This is a genomic window from Collinsella sp. An268 (assembly GCF_002159765.1).
Taxonomy (GTDB): domain Bacteria; phylum Actinomycetota; class Coriobacteriia; order Coriobacteriales; family Coriobacteriaceae; genus Coprousia.
In genome coordinates, this window is sequence record NZ_NFJH01000010.1 from 32,859 (window position 1) to 48,792 (window position 15,934).

Sequence of the window (15,934 nt, forward strand, 5' to 3'; positions counted from 1 at the left end):
TGGGCCCCGTGTCGACAATTTCTTGACAGCTGAAGGATAGGATAGGTCGTTGGTTTGTCATCGTTTCATCAGGTGCCGGTCAGCAATCACCTAAGACCGCACCCCGAAGAATTGAAGGTCGTCATGATCGTCGCCATCCTCAGCGTTATCGGCTGCGTCGCGAGCATCGTCCTCGGCATCTTTGCCAACCGGCGCCTTGCCGCCACCCAGGCAGACACTTCTGCGCGCTTCCGCGTGAGCGGGCTTATCTGGGGCGGCATCCTCGCTACCATCCAGCTCTTCCTCGGCGTATGGGCCGCCCTTGGCTTTGTCCAGGACGATGCTCTCTCCGCCCTTGTGGCGCAGGTGCTGCTCACCGCCGCAGCGGTCTCGTGCTTTGCGCGTCCGTACCTCGCGGCACGCCTCACCGCCCTCACGGCTTCCGGCGGCGCCTTCCCCCATCCGGTGATCGCTACCGTCATCTGCCTTGCGCTTGCCGGCGCCTGCGCCACCCTCGGGCTCGAGATCCCCAGCAACCACAACCTCACGTGGATGCATCCGCTTTGCCTCTTGCTGGAATACTGCCTTATCACCGCTGCGCTTGCCGGCCTGTTCTTCCTGTTCCAGCGCCGCTCCACGCCGAGCTCCATCCTCGCCCTCGGACTCGGCATCCTGGGCCTCGCCGAGTACTTTGTCATCCTCTTCAAGTCGATGCCCATCCAGCCGGGCGACCTCTTTGCCCTCGGCACCGCCGCCGCCGTGAGCGCCGGTTACACGTATACGCTCTCGGCATACTGCCTGTACGGCATCGGATGCACCGGCCTCGCCATCGCCTTCATCATCCTCGCCGGGTTCTCGCGGCCGGAGCGTGCGGCGCGCAGCCGGCGCGGCCTTGCGGTGAACCTCCTCGTGGGCGTGCTCTGCCTCGGCGGCATCACCGCGCACGTCACCCTCATCGATTACTACAACACCCTCGGCATCCAGATCTATACGTGGCGCCCGCTCGAGAGCTTCTACCGCCAGGGCTACCTGCCCTCGTTTATCACGAGCGCGCAGACCATCATCCCGCCCAAGCCACACGACTATCAGACCTCCGAGGCCGAGAAGCTGCTCGAAAGCTACGCCGAAAGCTTTGACGAGGGCGCCGGGGCAAGCGACGAGCGCGCTCAGGCGACCGCGCAGTTTGACGAGGAGCAGCCTACCGTCATCGCCATCATGAACGAGACGTTCTCCGACCTCTCCATCTATCAGAACCTGCACGCAGGCTACGAGGGCCCCACGTTCTTTAAGAGCATCTCGGACGCCGTGGCGCGCGGCACGCTCTACGTGTCCGCCTACGGCGGCGGCACCTGCAACACCGAGTTCGAGTTTTTGACGGGCAACTCCATGGCCTACCTCGGCAACGGCGTGTACCCGTTCTCGACCTACAACCTCACCCAGACCGAGAACCTCGCCCAGCAGTTCAGCGATCTGGGCTACACGACGACCGCCATGCACCCCAACCACGGCACCAACTGGAACCGTGAGAACGTCTACCGCGACTTTGGATTTGACGACTTCCTCACCATCGAGGACTTTGAGGGCGCGGACCGCCTGCGCGGCATGGTGACCGACGAAGCCACCTACGACAAGATTCTGGAGCTGCTCGATCAAAACGAGAACCCGCAGTTCATCTTTGACGTGACGATGCAGAACCACTCAGGCTACACCACCGGGCTCCTGCCGGCCGACAAGCAGACCGACTACCGCATCGACGGCGTATACGACGCCGAGGTCAACGAATACCTCGCCCTGATTGATGAGTCCGACCGCGCGCTCGAGCAGTTTATCGAGCAGCTGCGCAACCTCGACCGCAAGGTGATCGTGGTGTTCTTTGGCGACCATCAGCCGTTCTTCCCCGACCGGTACAACGACGCCTGGTTTACGAACGAGGACGAGGCGACGCATGCCGAGCGCCTGTGGCAGACGGATTACGTCATCTGGGCGAATTACGACGTCGCCGGTTGCGACCAGACCAGCGAGGAGATTGACACGTCGACCAACTACCTTGGCTCGCTTATGATGCAACTGGTGGGGGCCCCGCTTACCGATTACCAGAAGGCCCAGATCACGGCCCGTACCAGCATGTCCGCGATCAACACCACCGGTTTTTGCGACGCGCGCGGCACATGGTATATGACGGGTGCCACTACGGAGGCCGCGACGACGGAGGCGGGCGACGCCGCCGTCAACACTCGCGATGACCTCTCGCGCATCCAATATCTCAAGCTGTTTGATCACGGCGACGGTATCTTTACCAAGACACTGCAGGGCGCTGCGAACGAGACGGATCCCAACCTCGCGCCCGGCACCACCAAAATCAAGTAACAACGTGCCCTGCGACCGCTCGGCCGCAGGGCCGTCTGCTATGGGCGGCCCTGCAGGCGGCGCGCCAAGCGCTCGACGGCGGCGGGCTGGCAGCCCACGGCCTCGGTCAGGTAGCGCCGGGCGCCGCCGTAGCGCTCGTACAGGTACGCATAGGTGCGCTCCATCTCATGCGGCGCCGCCTCAAACAGGCATTTTGGCACGACACGACGCGTGAGGATCGACGCGCCGACGCGCTGAAGGCGCAGAAAGCCTCCCATATAGCGCTCGCTGACGGCATAATCCGCCACAATCTCCGCCTCAGAGACGCCTGCGAGATCGAGCAGCAGCATGGCGATGACGCCCGTGCGGTCCTTCCCCACGCGGCAATGGAAGAGCGTGCAGCCGGGCGCGGTGTCGAGCGCATCGACAAGCGCCCGGAACCCCGACCGTCCGTCATCGAGCAAGTCGCGATAGACCGCGAACATGCTCTCGGGCAACAGCCCTTGGAAGCCGTTGGAGTTGAGCTGATCCATCATGGGGATGTGAAGGTAGTCGACCCCCGGCTCAGGGCGGCGACGATACGGGTCGGGAAAGACCTTGAGCTCGAGGTTGCTGCGAACGTCGATCACACGGGTGAGGCCGTAGGCGCGCAGCACCGCGCGGTCGTGGCGCGTCAAACGCGTAAGCGATCCGGAGCGAAGATATACGTGCGACACCGTGACACCCCGCACGCCATCTGACGCCACATAGGAGTACCCACCCAGATCGCGCACGTTATGGGCGCCGCGAAGCGGCAGGGGTTCCGATGTGTGCGCGAGGGCGCTCATAAGAGGCCTTTCGGTGGGACGACACGTAAAACATAAGTATATCGCAACCGTTTTGCCCCATTGCGCGCCTGCGCAGACCTTAAGCGTACTTTATGCAGCCCTTACAAAGACCCTGCGAGGGCGGCATGCGGACCGCTGCCGAGCGCTACCAGCCGAGCGACTCACGCGCCGACGCCACGATGCGTGCGAGGTCCTCTGTCGTGGGGTGCGCGAGCGCCGCATCGAAATTGGCGATCATGGCCTGGGCGCGCGCATCGTCCGGATTCTCGGCGAGCATGCCCTCGTAGCGACGACGGACGCCGGCGCCCATCTTCCCCTGGCACATCGCCCCGCCCGCAAGCTCGGCCGTCGCCGGAAGATGCTGGGCAAAGATGCCGAGGAGCCGCTCGAAGTACGCCGGGTCGCCACCAAAGCCCGCCGTACCAAAGAGGAAGACGCGCTTGCCCCCGAGCTTGCCGAGAAGCGTTGCGAGCGCCGCATCGCAGTCTCCCTTGTCGGTCCACGATCCGGCGAGCACGCATTCCGCTGCCAACACGGCGGCTTCCTCCGTCGAGCCCTCAGCGGGCACCTCGCCCGCATAGGTGCAGTCGCACCCCGCCGCGCGCAGCGCATCCGCGAGCGCTTCTCCCACTTGGCGGGTGTTGCCGCCCTTGCTTGCCCATACGATTGCGTACCTCATACCGAACGTCCTTTCCACGTGCCGCGACGGGGCATGCGCCGCCTCGCGTCAATCTGTCTGCCGTCAGTTGTACCCAAACAGCCAAAGACGCGTCACCCCGCGCCGCTTCCATATCGTATGCGCAGCGTACATCCCTTTTGGGTACGATGGGGACAACGGCACGGGAAGGGAGGGCTCGGGCGCGCGGCGCGCTCGACGTCGACGGCATCGGGCCGCGCAACGGGAGCGCACTGCGCCGTCTCGTCTTCTACGCACCGGGCGACGCGACGCTTCTCTACGCCGGCCTCACGGCACGCGACCACCTGCGCATGGCGGCCCGCCTCTGGGCGAGCCCGCTCGACCCAGACGTTGTGGCGCAGCGCACCGGCGTCGACACGTTTGCGCACAAGCGCGTCCGCGCACTCTCGCAGGGCATGAAGCAGCAGCTTACGCTCGCCATTGCCTATCTCACCAACGCACGATACCTCTTGCTCGACGAACCTATGAACGCCCTCGACCCCACCAATGTGCAGCTCCACTCGCAGATTCTGCGCAATCTTGCGCGCCACGGAACCGCCGTGGTAATGAGCTCGCACATCCTGGAGAACGTCGACGCCATTGCTGACCGCATCCTCTTCATCAAAGACCGCGGTCTCATCGAGCACGACCCCTCACGCGGCTCCGCACGGGCGCTTGAGCTCTACAATCGCCTCTACCGGGACTGAACCCGCCGAGGGGACCCTGCGGATACGCCCCCGCCCGCGAGTCGCTGCTCCCGGCTCGGCGGGCGCCTACTCGGCGAACTGCGCGTTATAGAGCTCGGCGTACGCGCCGCCGCGGGCGAGAAGCTCGTCGTGCGTGCCGCGCTCCACTATCTGCCCGTCGCGCATCATGAGGATGCAGTCGGCGTTGCGGATGGTGGAGAGGCGGTGCGCCACCACAAAACTCGTCCTTCCCGCCATCAGCCGGTCGAACGCCTCCTGCACCTGCAGCTCGGTGCGCGTGTCGATGGAGCTCGTCGCCTCGTCGAGAATGAGGATCGCCGGATCGGTGAGCATGATGCGCGCGATTGAGAGGAGCTGCCTTTGGCCCTGCGAGAACGCGCCGCCGTCCTCGCCGATGACGGTGTCGTATCCGTGGGGCAGCGCACGGATAAACGAGTCGGCGTGTGCACGCTCGGCCGCGGCGATGACCTCGTCGCGCGAGGCATCCGGTCTGCCGTAGGCGATGTTCTCGGCCACCGTCCCCTCAAACAGCCAGGTGTCCTGCAGCACCATGCCAAAGGCGGCGCGGAGGCTCCGCCGGGTGAGGGTGCGTATGTCGTGTCCGTCGAGCAGAATCTGCCCGGCATCGACGTCGTAGAAGCGCAGAAGCAGGTTGATGAGCGTCGTCTTGCCGCAGCCCGTGGGGCCCACGAGCGCGATGCGCGCACCCGGAGCCGCGTGCACGCAGATGTCGCGCAGCAGCGGACGCGCGGGCACGTAAGAGAAATCGACATGCGCGAGCGTCACGTCGCCGCGCGGACGGGCGAGCTCGACGGCATCGGGGGCGTCGGGCTCCTCCTCCGCCGCATCCACGAGCGCAAAGACGCGCCGCGCCGAGGCAAACGCGGTCTGAATCTGCGTGATGACGCTTGTGACCTCGTTAAACGGCTTGGTGTATTGGTTGGCGTAGCTCAAAAACGTCTGCACGCCGCCCACGGTGAGGGGCGCGGGCCACCCGGTTATGACGCATGCGCACCCGATGACGCCCACCACGGCGTAGATGATGTTGTTGATGAAGCGCGTACCGGGGTTGGAGAGCGAACTTAAGAACTGCGCGCGCTCGCCGGCGGTGTACAGCTCGCTGTTGAGCCGATCGAACCGCTCTTCGGCGCGAGGGGCAAAGCCAAAGGCGACCACGAGGCGCTGTTGGCCGACGTACTCCTCCACATGGCCGCCGAGCTCGCCCTGGATGCGCTGCTGGGCGGCGAAGCTCTTGTTGGAGAGCTTGGCGATAAGGCCTGCCGCCACAATGGAGAGCGGCGTCACGAGCACCACGACGACGGCCATGGGGACAGAAACCGAGAGCATGAAGACGAGCGTGCCCACGATGGTGACGACGCCCGTAAAGAGGTTGGTGAGACCCTGGAGCAGGCCGTCGCCCACCTGGTCGACGTCATTGACCACGCGCGAGATGAGGTCGCCGTGCGGATGGCCGTCGATGAACGAAAGCGGCATGCGGCCGATCTTCTCGCTCGTCTGAACGCGCATGTCGCGCACCGTGCGGTACGACAGGCGGTTGATGCCGTAGCCCTGCAGCCACTGCGTTGCCGCCGCGGCCGCCACCACGGCGGCAAGCTGGACGGCAAGCGCAAGCAGCGCGGCAAAGTCGATGCGGCCGGGGCCTATGATAAGGTCGATGGCGCGCCCGATTTGAATGGGGACGAGAAGCTGCAGGACGACCGACACGGCGGCGGCTGCAAACGACAGGATGAGCAGCGCCGCATGCGGGCGTACATAGGCAGCGAGGCGCCGGACAACGGTGGCGGTGGAGAGGGGCGGCACCCCGCCCGCGCCGCCGGGCGTGAGCGTATCGGCGCCGCCGGCGATGCTTGAGGTCACGGTTGCCACCGATCCCGTGGAGGCATACGGATTAGGCACGGTCGGTCACCTCCTCAACGAGAAATGGGGAGCGAGGCGCCGCATCAACCGCCTCGGACGGGGCGGGCGCGGAGGCGGCTCGTGCATCGGACCCGTGAGGCGCCTCTGTCTCCCGCTTGAACTGCGAGTAGAAAATCTCCTGGTACACGCCGCAGGAACGCATGAGCTCGTCGTGCGAGCCAAGCCCCACGACCGCCCCGCGGCGCATCACGCAGATGAGGTCCGCCTCGCGCACCGAGGAGATGCGCTGACTTACGATGACCGTGGTGAGGGGTGCATCGCCGTCTCGGGCGCCGGCAGCATCGCCCGCCCCGCCGACGCGCGCCCGCGCACGCAGGGCATGGCGCAGCGCCGCATCGGTCTTGAAGTCAAGGGCGGAGGCGGAGTCATCCAAAATGAGCACCGCCGGATCTCCCACGAGCGCCCGCGCAATGGTGAGGCGCTGCCGCTGGCCGCCGGAGAAATTCTTGCCTGCCGCCTCGACGGGTGCGTCGAGCCCTTGGGGGTTGGCGCGTACGAAATCGGCCGCCTGAGCCATCTCGAGCGCCCGCCACAGCGCATCGTCGCCTGCCTGGGGATCGCGCCACCGCAGATTGGAGCGGATGGTGCCGGAGACAAGACTCGCCTGCTGCGGGACGATGCCGATGACCCGACGGAGCTCTGCGAGCGGCCAGGCGCGCACATCGCGACCGAATAGCTCGACCGTACCTTCAGTCACATCGTAGAGGCGCGGGATGAGGCTCACGAGCGTCGACTTGCCTGAGCCCGTGCCGCCGATGATGCCGAGCGTCTGGCCGGGCATGAGCACCGCGTCCACGCCCGCGACGGCGGGGCGCAGCGCCCCCGGGTAGGTAAAGGAGGCGCCGACCATGCGGAGGGCGGGCGTATCTGGCGCGACACGGCCCGGAGCCGGGGCACGGGGCGCGTCCTGCGGATCGACGATCGAGGGCGCGCAGTCGAGCACCTCGTTGATGCGGGTCGCCGAGGCGGCCGCCTTGGTAAACACCACAACAAGGTTTGCCACATAGACGATGGAGAGCAGCGTCTGCGTCATGTAGTTCACAAACGCCATGACCTCGCCCTGCGTGAGCTCGCCCCCGTCGACCAGATGCCCGCCCTGCCACAGGATGGCGCAGATGGCGAGGTTCAGCACGAGAAACGTGACCGGGTTCAGAAGCGATGAGAGCTTTCCCACCGCGATGGCGACCGCCGCCTGGTCGTCCGCGGCACGGCGGAAACGCTTGCGCTCATGCTCCTCGCGCGCAAACGCCCGGATGACGCGCACACCCGAGAGCCCCTCGCGCGTGAGGAGCGCCAGGCGATCGAGTTTTGCCTGCAGCTCGGCGAAGTACGGGATGCACCGCGCCATCACCCACCAGAACACACCGGCGATGAGAGGCGTGGACACCAGGAAGATAAGCCCGAGCCGCCAGTCGATCATGAGCGCGGCGAGCATCGAGCCCGCCGCAAGCAGCGGCCAGCGGATGAGCTGGCGGATGGCGAGCGCCACGGCGAGCTGGACCTGGTTGACGTCGTTTGTGATGCGCGTCACGAGCGACGGGGTGCCAAACCGGTCGATCTCGGCGTACGAAAGCGTGTTGATGTGCTGATAGAGGGCGCGCCGGATATCCGTTCCGATACCTTGGGATGCGCGGCTCGCCATCTTTTGACAGACAAGGGCGAAGGCGATGCCCACCAGCGCAAACAGGGCGAGCACGGCACCGTAGAACAGCACGGTGGACAGGCTGTGCTGGCCGACGCCCTCATCGATCATGCGCGCGACCACGAGCGGCGTGAGCACATCGAATACCACCTCGATGAGCTTGCAGAGCGGTCCCAAGATGAGATTTAGGCGAAACCGCCCAAAGAAGCGACGGGCGAGCTGGAGCATACAACCTCACACGTGGGCGCTGCGGCTATGCCTGACGAGCGGCCGCGCCCTCTGCCGCCCAAACGTCATTATGATACGGCATGTAACGGCGCGACGCGTTTTTGGCGCGATGGCACGCTCTGTTTTCACGACCCGTTGAAAGGACGGGGCCCGCGCACGGCGCGCTCTCTGCGTCCCGGCAGCCCGCGCCCCGTGACGAGCGCCGCATGCTGCGATGCGTCAACAAAAAAAGACGCCCTGTGCTCTCGATGGGAACGGGTGCCCGGCAGAGGCTCCTTATGGCTGCTTCCTCCCGGACCTGACCAGGTTCGGAACATATCGTCACCCGAACCCATCGAACGCACAGGGCGTGAATACCTATACTACCCGCTTACGCGCGCCACGTCGAGGGGTGCGCGATTTCTCCTTCTGAAAGGGCCGGTCCTGACGCAGGGCCGGCGCCGCAAGCGCGGGCGCCCGCGCACGGGCAGGCTCCCCGGCGGGGCGTCACCTGCCCAAAAGATAGGCGCGCATGGCCTCCTCGCCCGCCGCGACGAGGTTCGCGCGGGCCTCGGCGGGCTCAAGCGCCTCGGAAAGCGCCATCGGCCGGCGCAGGATGGGAAGGACGAGGTCGATGCCCGCATCGTATACGGCGGCGAGGTCGTCGGCACGTGCGCCGGCGACCGCGACGACGCGCGCATGCGGGTTGACCCGTTTGGCGCGTCGCGCCACACCCACGGGGACCTTACCGGCTGCCGTCTGCTCGTCGAGCGCACCCTCGCCTGTGATAATGAGGTCCGCCGCACGCGCCTCGTCATCGAATCCAGCCAGGTCGAGCACCGCATCGATGCCGGACACAAGCGTGCCCCCCAGCGCGAGAACCGCCGCGCCCAAGCCGCCCGCCGCGCCGGCGCCCGGAACGCCCGCAAGCGAGCGGGGCCGCGCCCCGGGGGCGCCCACGGCAAGATCCGTGCCGTCGAGGGCGTCGCGCGCCCGCGTCAGCAAGCCGGCATAGCCTGTCATCCAGCGCTCGGCCTCCTCGAGGCGCACGCCCTCCCGAGGCATCCCCTTCTGCGGGCCAAATACGCGCAGCGCACCGCGGCGCCCCAGAAGAGGACTCCGCACGTCGGTCAGCGCGATAAGCTCGACGCCCGCGATAAGGCGCCGCGCCGGGGCGAGGTCGATATGGGCCGCGCGCTCAAGCCCTGCCAGTCCCGGGGCAAGCGGCGCACCGTCCTTTTGCACCAGCTCCGCTCCGAGCGCCCGCAAGAAGCCCGCTCCGCCATCGTTGGTGGCGCTGCCACCCAAGCCGAGATACACCGTGCGGGCCCCTTCTGCCACGGCCGCACGCACGAGCTCGCCCACGCCATACGTGGTCGCCGCAAACGCCGACGCCTCAGATGCGTCGGATAGGGCAAGACCCGCGGCGCGCGCCATCTCTATAACCGCGATGGGCCGGTCGTCGGCATCATGCGCGCGCACATAAGCCGCTGCCACTGCATCGCCCAAGGGGCCCGCGACCGAGCGCTCGACCACCTCTCCCCCACACGCAGCGTGCACGGCCTCGAGCGTGCCCTCGCCGCCGTCTGCCACCGGCAGGCTGGTCAGCCGGGCATCCGGCGCCGCTTTGCTCAGCCCCTCGGCGAGCCACGCCTCTGTCTCAACGCTCGTTGCGGAGCCCTTAAAGGAGTCGACCGCGAGCAGCACGCGCAGCGCCGCACGATGGGTCGCCGCACATGTGGGCGCGCCGGACTCGGGCGCGGGGCCGCAAGCGGTCCCCTCGTCCACGGGGCGCGTACCACGCACCCGGCGCTCGGCAAAAAACGAGCGCAGCAGCTCGGCGCACGAACCGGCCAGCACGCCCGACGTCACCGGAAAGGCATGGTTCAGGCGCGCATCGTTATTGAGGTGGTAGAGCGTGCCCGCAGCCCCGCCCTTGGGATCGGCCGCGCCGTACACGCAGCGGTCGATGCGCGCATTGACCATAAGGCCCGCGCACATGCAGCACGGCTCAAGCGTCACGTAGACGGTGCAGCCGGTAAGGCGCCAGCGGCCGAGCACGCGCGCCGCCTCGGTCATCGCGCGAAACTCGGCGTGCGCAGAAGGGTCGGCATCGGCCTCGCGCCGATTATGAGCGCGCGCGATCACCGCGCCCCCGCACACCACGACCGCACCGATGGGCACCTCGCCCTCGGCTGCCGCCGCGCGCGCCTCGGCCAGCGCCTCGCGCATATAGCGCTCGTCCTCTGCCGCGCACGCGTCGCCGCTCATAGTTACGTCCCCGGTGTGCTCGCTCAACGCATGCTCCTTTTCGCCATCTTCGCCTATTCGATGCTATCATGGTGAGCCACGGAGAGATGGCAGAGCGGTTGAATGCGGCGGTCTTGAAAACCGTTAGGCGCGTGAGCGTCTCGGGGGTTCGAATCCCCCTCTCTCCGCCACCCCCATGACACCACACCCGTTTTCCGCCTTACACCGCACGGCCGAGCCCGGCTAGATTCGTCGCTCCAAAACACTACCGTCATCTTGAACCGGCGCCGGCATGCGCGGCAGCGGTTACCCTTCGTCGTACGTGCGAAGGTGCGCATCGAGATACGGTACCGCAAAGCGCACGTACCCGCGACGCACCGGCTCGATGACACCGGCGTCAATCAGCCGTCGGCGATACTTCTGCGCATAATCATCGCTCACGCCCATGCGCTCCGCAATCACTGAGATACGACTCTCGCGCTCGTCCTGCGCCATGCAGACGAGAAAGTCCACGTCGCGATCGGAAAGCGCTGCCAGCGTGGTGCGACAGACATCGCTTTCGAAATCAGCCTCGGAAGCAGCGATGGCGTCCGCTAGCGCCTTCGAACTTACGCGCCCCTCGTCATCGGCGCGCAAGACGATGTTGTGACCAATTAGCTGCAAGAGATAGGGGGATCCCTGCGTGGCCACCACCGCCGCTGCACGCTTTGCGCCATCGATTTCAATATCCAGCTGCGTAAAGGCACGCGCAAAGAACGCGTCGATATCTCCGCGCGCAAGCGGAGGCAACGGAACCCTGCGCGCTCGAAATCCTCGGAGTAAAGCGCTTTAAATAACCCCCCATGGTCAAAAACCGCATCGAAATAATAACTGACCCCCTGTTGCTCCCTTTGAGCACGGGCCGAATAAGGGTGATGGGGGCCTCTCTCGCGCGTTTTTCCGCCCCCTAACCGCCCAAGCGTCCGTTAAAGATCGTCCCCGTGCCCCCTCAGGAGGCAATCGGGCTGCCGTGCGGCGCTATTTCTTCACATATACAGGGTGTTATTAATTATTTCGATGCGGTTTTTGGACATAGGGGGTTAATAATAACTGGCCCCGAGGTTTTGCCAGCAGGCCGGAGGAACAAAAGAGATGCGGACGAGCCCCGTGGCCCTGTCCGCATCCCCTAGGCTGCAAGTTGTGCTACGCAGGTGAGTCGATTAGCAGATCTTGACGACCCAACCCTCGGGCCCTTCGATCTCGCCGGCCTGGATGCCGGTCAAGGTCTCACGCAGCCTCTGCATCACGGGACCGACGTGCTCCATGCCGCCCTCGCCAAAGACGATCTCCTCGTCGCCGTTCACGACCTTGCCCACCGGGCTGATGACGGCGGCGGTGCCGCACATGCCACACTCGGTGAACGCGCCGCTCGCGACCTCCTCAAACGTGACCGGGCGCTCCACCACGGTCATGCCGAGCATGTCGCGCGCCACCTGCACCAAGCTGCGGCGGGTGATGGAGGGCAGGATGGAATCGGTCGCGCTCTGGGGCACCACGATCGTGCCCTCCTGGTCGACGAACATGAAGTTGGCGCCGCCGGACTCTTCGACATACGTATGGGTCTGGGGGTCGAGGAACATGTTGTCGGCAAAGCCCTCGGCATGAGCCTGGACGCTGGGGTACAGGCTCATGGCATAGTTGAGGCCCGCCTTGATGTTGCCGGTGCCGTGCGGTGCGGCGCGGTCGTACTCGGGGACCTTGACGGCGACGGGCTTGACGCCGCCGGAGTAGTACGGCCCCACGGGCGTCACGAGAATGCGGAACTGGTACTCGGTAGCCGGCGCGACCCCGATGACCTCACCGGTGGCAACCATGAAGGGGCGGACGTAAAGCGTGGCGCCCGAGCCGAAGGGCGGCACCCAGGCCTCGTTTGCCTTGACGACCATCTTGACGGCCTCGATGAACTTGTCCTCCGGGAAGGGCGGCATCACGATACGGCGGGCGGAGTCGGCCATGCGGCTCGCATTGAGGTCGGGGCGGAAGCAGACGATGTCGCCGTTTTTGGTGGTGTAGGCCTTGAGGCCCTCGAACACCTCCTGGCAGTAATGGAAGATGCCCGCGCACTCTGAGAGCGTGAGGGTGTGGTCGGTCGTGAGGCCGCCCTCCTCCCAGGCGCCGTCGCGATAGTTGCAGACGTAGCTGAAATCAGTGGGCTGATAGGCGAATCCCAGGCTGCCCCAGTCGATGTCCTTCTTCTCCACAGGCATGGCGAACTCCTTTGCGCGGTTGGTATTGCAGCGGGCCCCCGCCCGTGAGGACGAGGGCCCAAAACGTGATGCCAACGATTGTACTCCGCACGGTGGGCGGTGCGGGTTTGTTTACCGCTGCGTAACGTTACCCCAGCTGCCGTCAGTCGTTCTCGGTCGACGCGTCCCGCTCATCGACCGCGTCGGCGCGCTCGGCATCGGCGGCGGACTCGAGCGGCACGGCGGGACCGCGCTCGGCCTCCGCACGCGCCTCGGCGACCTCCGCCGCGATGGCGGCCTCGGCGTAGCGCTGGGCATCTGCCTCCAGCTCCTCCCGCGACAGGCGGGGCGCGCCGTCGGCCGTCTTGCCCGACTCGCCCGCACCCGAGGCTGCCTCGTGCGCCAGATAGGTATCCCACTCGTTATTCAGCAGCGCCTCCACGGCGTCGCCCTCCACGGTCTCGCGCTCGAGCAGCACCTCGGCCATAAGGTCGAGCTGATCGCGGCGGGCCGAGAGGATGGCCTCCGCCCGGCGATGAGCCTCGCGCATGATGCGCTGCACCTCGGCGTCGATGCGGCGCGCCGTCTCCTCGGAGTAATCCTGGTGATCGGCATAGTCGCGGCCCAGGAACACCTGATGCTGCGCCTCGCCAAACACCTGGGTGCCCAGCTCCTCGCTCATCCCGAGGCGCGTAACCATCTCGCGCGCCATCTTGGTCGCGCGCTCGAGGTCGTTGCTGGCGCCCGACGTGATGTCGTCGCACATGAGCTCTTCCGCCACGCGCCCGCCCAAGAAGACGGCGAGCTCATCGAGCATCTCGTTTCTCGTCTTGAGGAAGTGGTCCTCTTGGGGCAGCTGCATGGTGTAGCCGAGAGCCTGGCCGCGGGAGATGATCGAGATCTTGTGCACGGGGTCGGAGTGCTCCAAGATGTGCCCCACCAGCGCATGGCCGCTCTCGTGGTAGGCGATGGTGGTGCGCTCCTTCTCCGTCATGACGCGCGCCTTCTTTGCGGGGCCGGCGATGACGCGCTCCATGGACTCCTCGATCTCTGCCATCGAGATGAGGTTCTTCTTGCGGCGGGCAGCGAGCAGCGCCGCCTCGTTCATGAGGTTCGCGAGGTCCGCACCGGTAAAGCCCACGGTGAGCTGGGCGAGCTTGTCAAAATGGACGCCGTCGTCGAGCGGCTTGTTGGCGGCGTGGACGCGCAGGATCTGCTCGCGCCCCTTTACGTCCGGCCGATCGACCGTCACCTGACGGTCAAAGCGCCCGGGACGCAGCAGCGCCGGGTCCAGGATATCGGGGCGGTTGGTGGCGGCGATGAGGATGACGCTCTCGTTCTCCTCAAAACCGTCCATCTCGACGAGGAGCTGGTTTAGGGTCTGCTCGCGCTCGTCGTGCCCGCCGCCCAGGCCCGCTCCGCGCTGGCGGCCGACGGCGTCGATCTCGTCGATGAAGATGATGGACGGCGCCTGCTCCTTGGCGTTCTTAAACAGGTCGCGCACGCGGCTTGCGCCCACGCCCACAAACATCTCGACAAAGTCGGAGCCGGAGATGGAGAAGAACGGCACGCCCGCCTCGCCGGCGACGGCCTTGGCCAGAAGCGTCTTGCCCGTACCCGGAGGTCCCACCAAGAGCACGCCGCGGGGGATCTTGGCGCCGAGCTTGCGGTAGCGCTCGGGCGCGGCCAGAAAGTCGCGCACCTCCTCGAGCTCTTCGACCGCCTCGTCGATGCCCGCGACGTCGGCAAACTTGACCTTAGGGCGCGTGGCCTCGTTGGTCTTGGCATCCGTCTTGCCAAACTGCATGGCACGGCCGTTGGCGCCGAGCATCTGGCGCATGAAGTAGAACATGATGACGACGAGCAGGATGGTGGGCACCACCTGCACGAGGATGTTCGACCACATGTTGGGATCGGAGGTGTCGATATGGTAGGTCACCTCGGGGTGGCGCGCCATGAGCTCGTCGAGCGAATCGGTGCCCACGTAGTGCGAAGTGAAACGCTCGAGCTTCTCCTCGTCGCCCACGTCCTTCTCGTCCGTCCAGTACGTGCCCTCGACCTCACCCGCGACCACGGTGTAGGTGAGCTCGTGCACGCGGTCGTCCTTGATGGCCGCCACAAGCTCGCTCGTGGCGATCTCTGTCGACGCCGCCTGGCCACCGCCCTGGTTGAACATCGTAAAGATGACGTAGATGATGAGCGCCGCGCCCACCAGAAAGTAGATGGCGCTCGCCCGCGAGGGGCCGCCGCCCTTACCGCCGCCCGACGGGTCGCCCGGCCCGCCCAGCTCGTCATCGGAGAAGAGCTTGTCGAAAAACCCCTCGTCGTCGCGGCGCGTGTCATCGCGGCGCTTGCGGTCGTTGCCGCCCGCGCCCTCGGCAAGCAGACGCTCCGCCCGAGTGAGCGCGCCCGCCCCGGCATCCATGCCCGCCCGGGTGCGCACGCGATATTTGATTCGATCCAGCTTGGTCACTAGGAATAAACCTCCGGTTTAAGAATGCCCACGTAGGGGAGGTTTCGATAGCGCTCGGCGTAATCGAGGCCGTACCCCACCACAAAGGCGTCGGGGCAATGGGTGCCCACGTACTTGGGATTGATGGCCGCCTGCTTGCCCTCGACGTCCTTCCAAAGGAACGTCGCCACCTCGAGCGATGCGGGACCGCGGTTGGCAAGGTTCTGCATGAGGTACTTGAGCGTGAGGCCCGAGTCGAGGATGTCCTCCACGATCAGCACGTCGCGGCCCTTGATGTCCATGTCGAGGTCCTTGACGATGCGCACGATGCCCGAGCTCTTGGCGTTGGCGCCGTAGCTCGAGACCGCCATGAAATCGATGGCGAGCGGCGCGTCGATGGCGCGCATGAGGTCGCCCATAAACACCACGGCTCCGCGCAGCACGGCGATGAGGACGAGGTCGCGGCCCGCGTAGTCGCGCGTGATCTCGGCGCCCATGCGCTGCACGATCTGGGCGATGTCCTCCTCGGAGAAGAGGACGGATTCGACATCGGGATGAAGCTCGCTCATGAGGCTCCCTTTCTGCTGCAAATGGCCATTTGCTTATCTTAGCAGCCCCCGGGGTGCGCGCACGCGCAAAGCTCGCGCGGGGCGGGGCCGTTACATAACGCGCAAGCGGCCGGGCG

The 15,934-nt window shown here is 66.1% G+C and carries 11 protein-coding genes, 1 tRNA gene and 1 other RNA gene; 3 read left to right on the forward strand and 10 right to left on the reverse strand.

What is annotated here, in order from left to right; translation table 11 throughout:
• Positions 1-123: 123 nt before the first annotated feature.
• Complete coding sequence (locus B5F70_RS08340; protein WP_087205117.1) at positions 124-2,346, forward strand: LTA synthase family protein; 2,223 nt, start codon at positions 124-126, stop codon at positions 2,344-2,346.
• A 38-nt stretch (positions 2,347-2,384) separates the two neighbouring features.
• On the opposite strand, the gene B5F70_RS08345 is transcribed toward B5F70_RS08340, so the two are convergent.
• Together B5F70_RS08345 and bilS are read right to left on the reverse strand one after the other, a co-directional pair.
• Entirely contained in the window at positions 2,385-3,152 is a 768-nt protein-coding gene (locus B5F70_RS08345; RefSeq protein WP_087205118.1) for a tyrosine-protein phosphatase, read from the reverse strand.
• 145 nt (positions 3,153-3,297) lie between these two features.
• Positions 3,298-3,831 carry a flavodoxin family protein BilS gene (bilS, locus tag B5F70_RS08350; RefSeq protein ID WP_087205119.1) on the reverse strand — a complete coding sequence of 178 codons (534 nt, stop codon included), beginning with the start codon at positions 3,829-3,831 and terminating at the stop codon, positions 3,298-3,300.
• Positions 3,832-3,977: 146 nt separating this feature from the next.
• On the opposite strand from bilS, the gene B5F70_RS08355 reads away from it, so the two are divergent.
• On the forward strand, positions 3,978-4,535 hold the full coding sequence (locus tag B5F70_RS08355; RefSeq protein ID WP_087205120.1) for an ATP-binding cassette domain-containing protein: 558 nt from the start codon (positions 3,978-3,980) through the stop codon (positions 4,533-4,535).
• 66 nt (positions 4,536-4,601) lie between these two features.
• On the opposite strand, the gene B5F70_RS08360 is transcribed toward B5F70_RS08355, so the two are convergent.
• From B5F70_RS08360 to tadA, 4 genes are all read right to left on the reverse strand, one after another.
• Entirely contained in the window at positions 4,602-6,452 is a 1,851-nt protein-coding gene (locus B5F70_RS08360; RefSeq protein ID WP_087205121.1) for an ABC transporter ATP-binding protein, read from the reverse strand.
• Positions 6,445-8,343: an ABC transporter ATP-binding protein gene (locus tag B5F70_RS08365; RefSeq protein ID WP_087205122.1), complete on the reverse strand. Its 1,899-nt coding sequence runs from the start codon at positions 8,341-8,343 to the stop codon at positions 6,445-6,447. The genes B5F70_RS08360 and B5F70_RS08365 overlap by 8 nt, the downstream gene beginning before the upstream one ends.
• A 243-nt stretch (positions 8,344-8,586) precedes the next feature.
• An RNA gene (gene ffs, locus B5F70_RS08370) (signal recognition particle sRNA small type) lies at positions 8,587-8,680 on the reverse strand.
• 149 nt (positions 8,681-8,829) lie between these two features.
• Positions 8,830-10,620, reverse strand: coding sequence for a tRNA adenosine(34) deaminase TadA (gene tadA, locus B5F70_RS08375; RefSeq protein WP_241145953.1), 1,791 nt, complete (start codon positions 10,618-10,620; stop codon positions 8,830-8,832).
• 53 nt (positions 10,621-10,673) lie between these two features.
• Between tadA and B5F70_RS08380 the strand changes: the two genes are divergently transcribed.
• Positions 10,674-10,763 (forward strand) — tRNA-Ser (locus B5F70_RS08380).
• Between the two features lie 115 nt (positions 10,764-10,878).
• Here the strand turns inward: B5F70_RS08380 and B5F70_RS08385 are convergent.
• The 4 genes from B5F70_RS08385 to hpt all read right to left on the reverse strand — a co-directional run bounded on the left by B5F70_RS08385 (position 10,879) and on the right by hpt (position 15,818).
• Positions 10,879-11,235, reverse strand: a complete 357-nt coding sequence (locus B5F70_RS08385; RefSeq protein ID WP_143753950.1) for a hypothetical protein — start codon at positions 11,233-11,235, stop codon at positions 10,879-10,881.
• A gap of 536 nt (positions 11,236-11,771) precedes the next feature.
• Positions 11,772-12,818 carry a branched-chain amino acid aminotransferase gene (locus tag B5F70_RS08390; protein WP_087205125.1) on the reverse strand — a complete coding sequence of 349 codons (1,047 nt, stop codon included), beginning with the start codon at positions 12,816-12,818 and terminating at the stop codon, positions 11,772-11,774.
• Between the two features lie 142 nt (positions 12,819-12,960).
• Positions 12,961-15,270 carry an ATP-dependent zinc metalloprotease FtsH gene (gene ftsH, locus B5F70_RS08395; RefSeq protein WP_275532072.1) on the reverse strand — a complete coding sequence of 770 codons (2,310 nt, stop codon included), beginning with the start codon at positions 15,268-15,270 and terminating at the stop codon, positions 12,961-12,963.
• Positions 15,270-15,818 carry a hypoxanthine phosphoribosyltransferase gene (gene hpt / locus B5F70_RS08400; protein WP_087205126.1) on the reverse strand — a complete coding sequence of 183 codons (549 nt, stop codon included), beginning with the start codon at positions 15,816-15,818 and terminating at the stop codon, positions 15,270-15,272. The genes ftsH and hpt overlap by 1 nt, the downstream gene beginning before the upstream one ends.
• Between the last annotated feature and the right edge of the window lie 116 nt (positions 15,819-15,934).

Coding starts and splice junctions, on each gene's coding strand:
- B5F70_RS08390 (WP_087205125.1), bottom strand. CDS start 12,818: ATGCCTGTGGAGAAGAAGGACATCGACTGGGGCAGCCTGGGATTCGCC.
- B5F70_RS08355 (WP_087205120.1), top strand. CDS start 3,978: ATGGGGACAACGGCACGGGAAGGGAGGGCTCGGGCGCGCGGCGCGCTC.
- B5F70_RS08340 (WP_087205117.1), top strand. CDS start 124: ATGATCGTCGCCATCCTCAGCGTTATCGGCTGCGTCGCGAGCATCGTC.
- bilS (WP_087205119.1), bottom strand. CDS start 3,831: ATGAGGTACGCAATCGTATGGGCAAGCAAGGGCGGCAACACCCGCCAA.
- hpt (WP_087205126.1), bottom strand. CDS start 15,818: ATGAGCGAGCTTCATCCCGATGTCGAATCCGTCCTCTTCTCCGAGGAG.
- B5F70_RS08365 (WP_087205122.1), bottom strand. CDS start 8,343: ATGCTCCAGCTCGCCCGTCGCTTCTTTGGGCGGTTTCGCCTAAATCTC.
- B5F70_RS08345 (WP_087205118.1), bottom strand. CDS start 3,152: ATGAGCGCCCTCGCGCACACATCGGAACCCCTGCCGCTTCGCGGCGCC.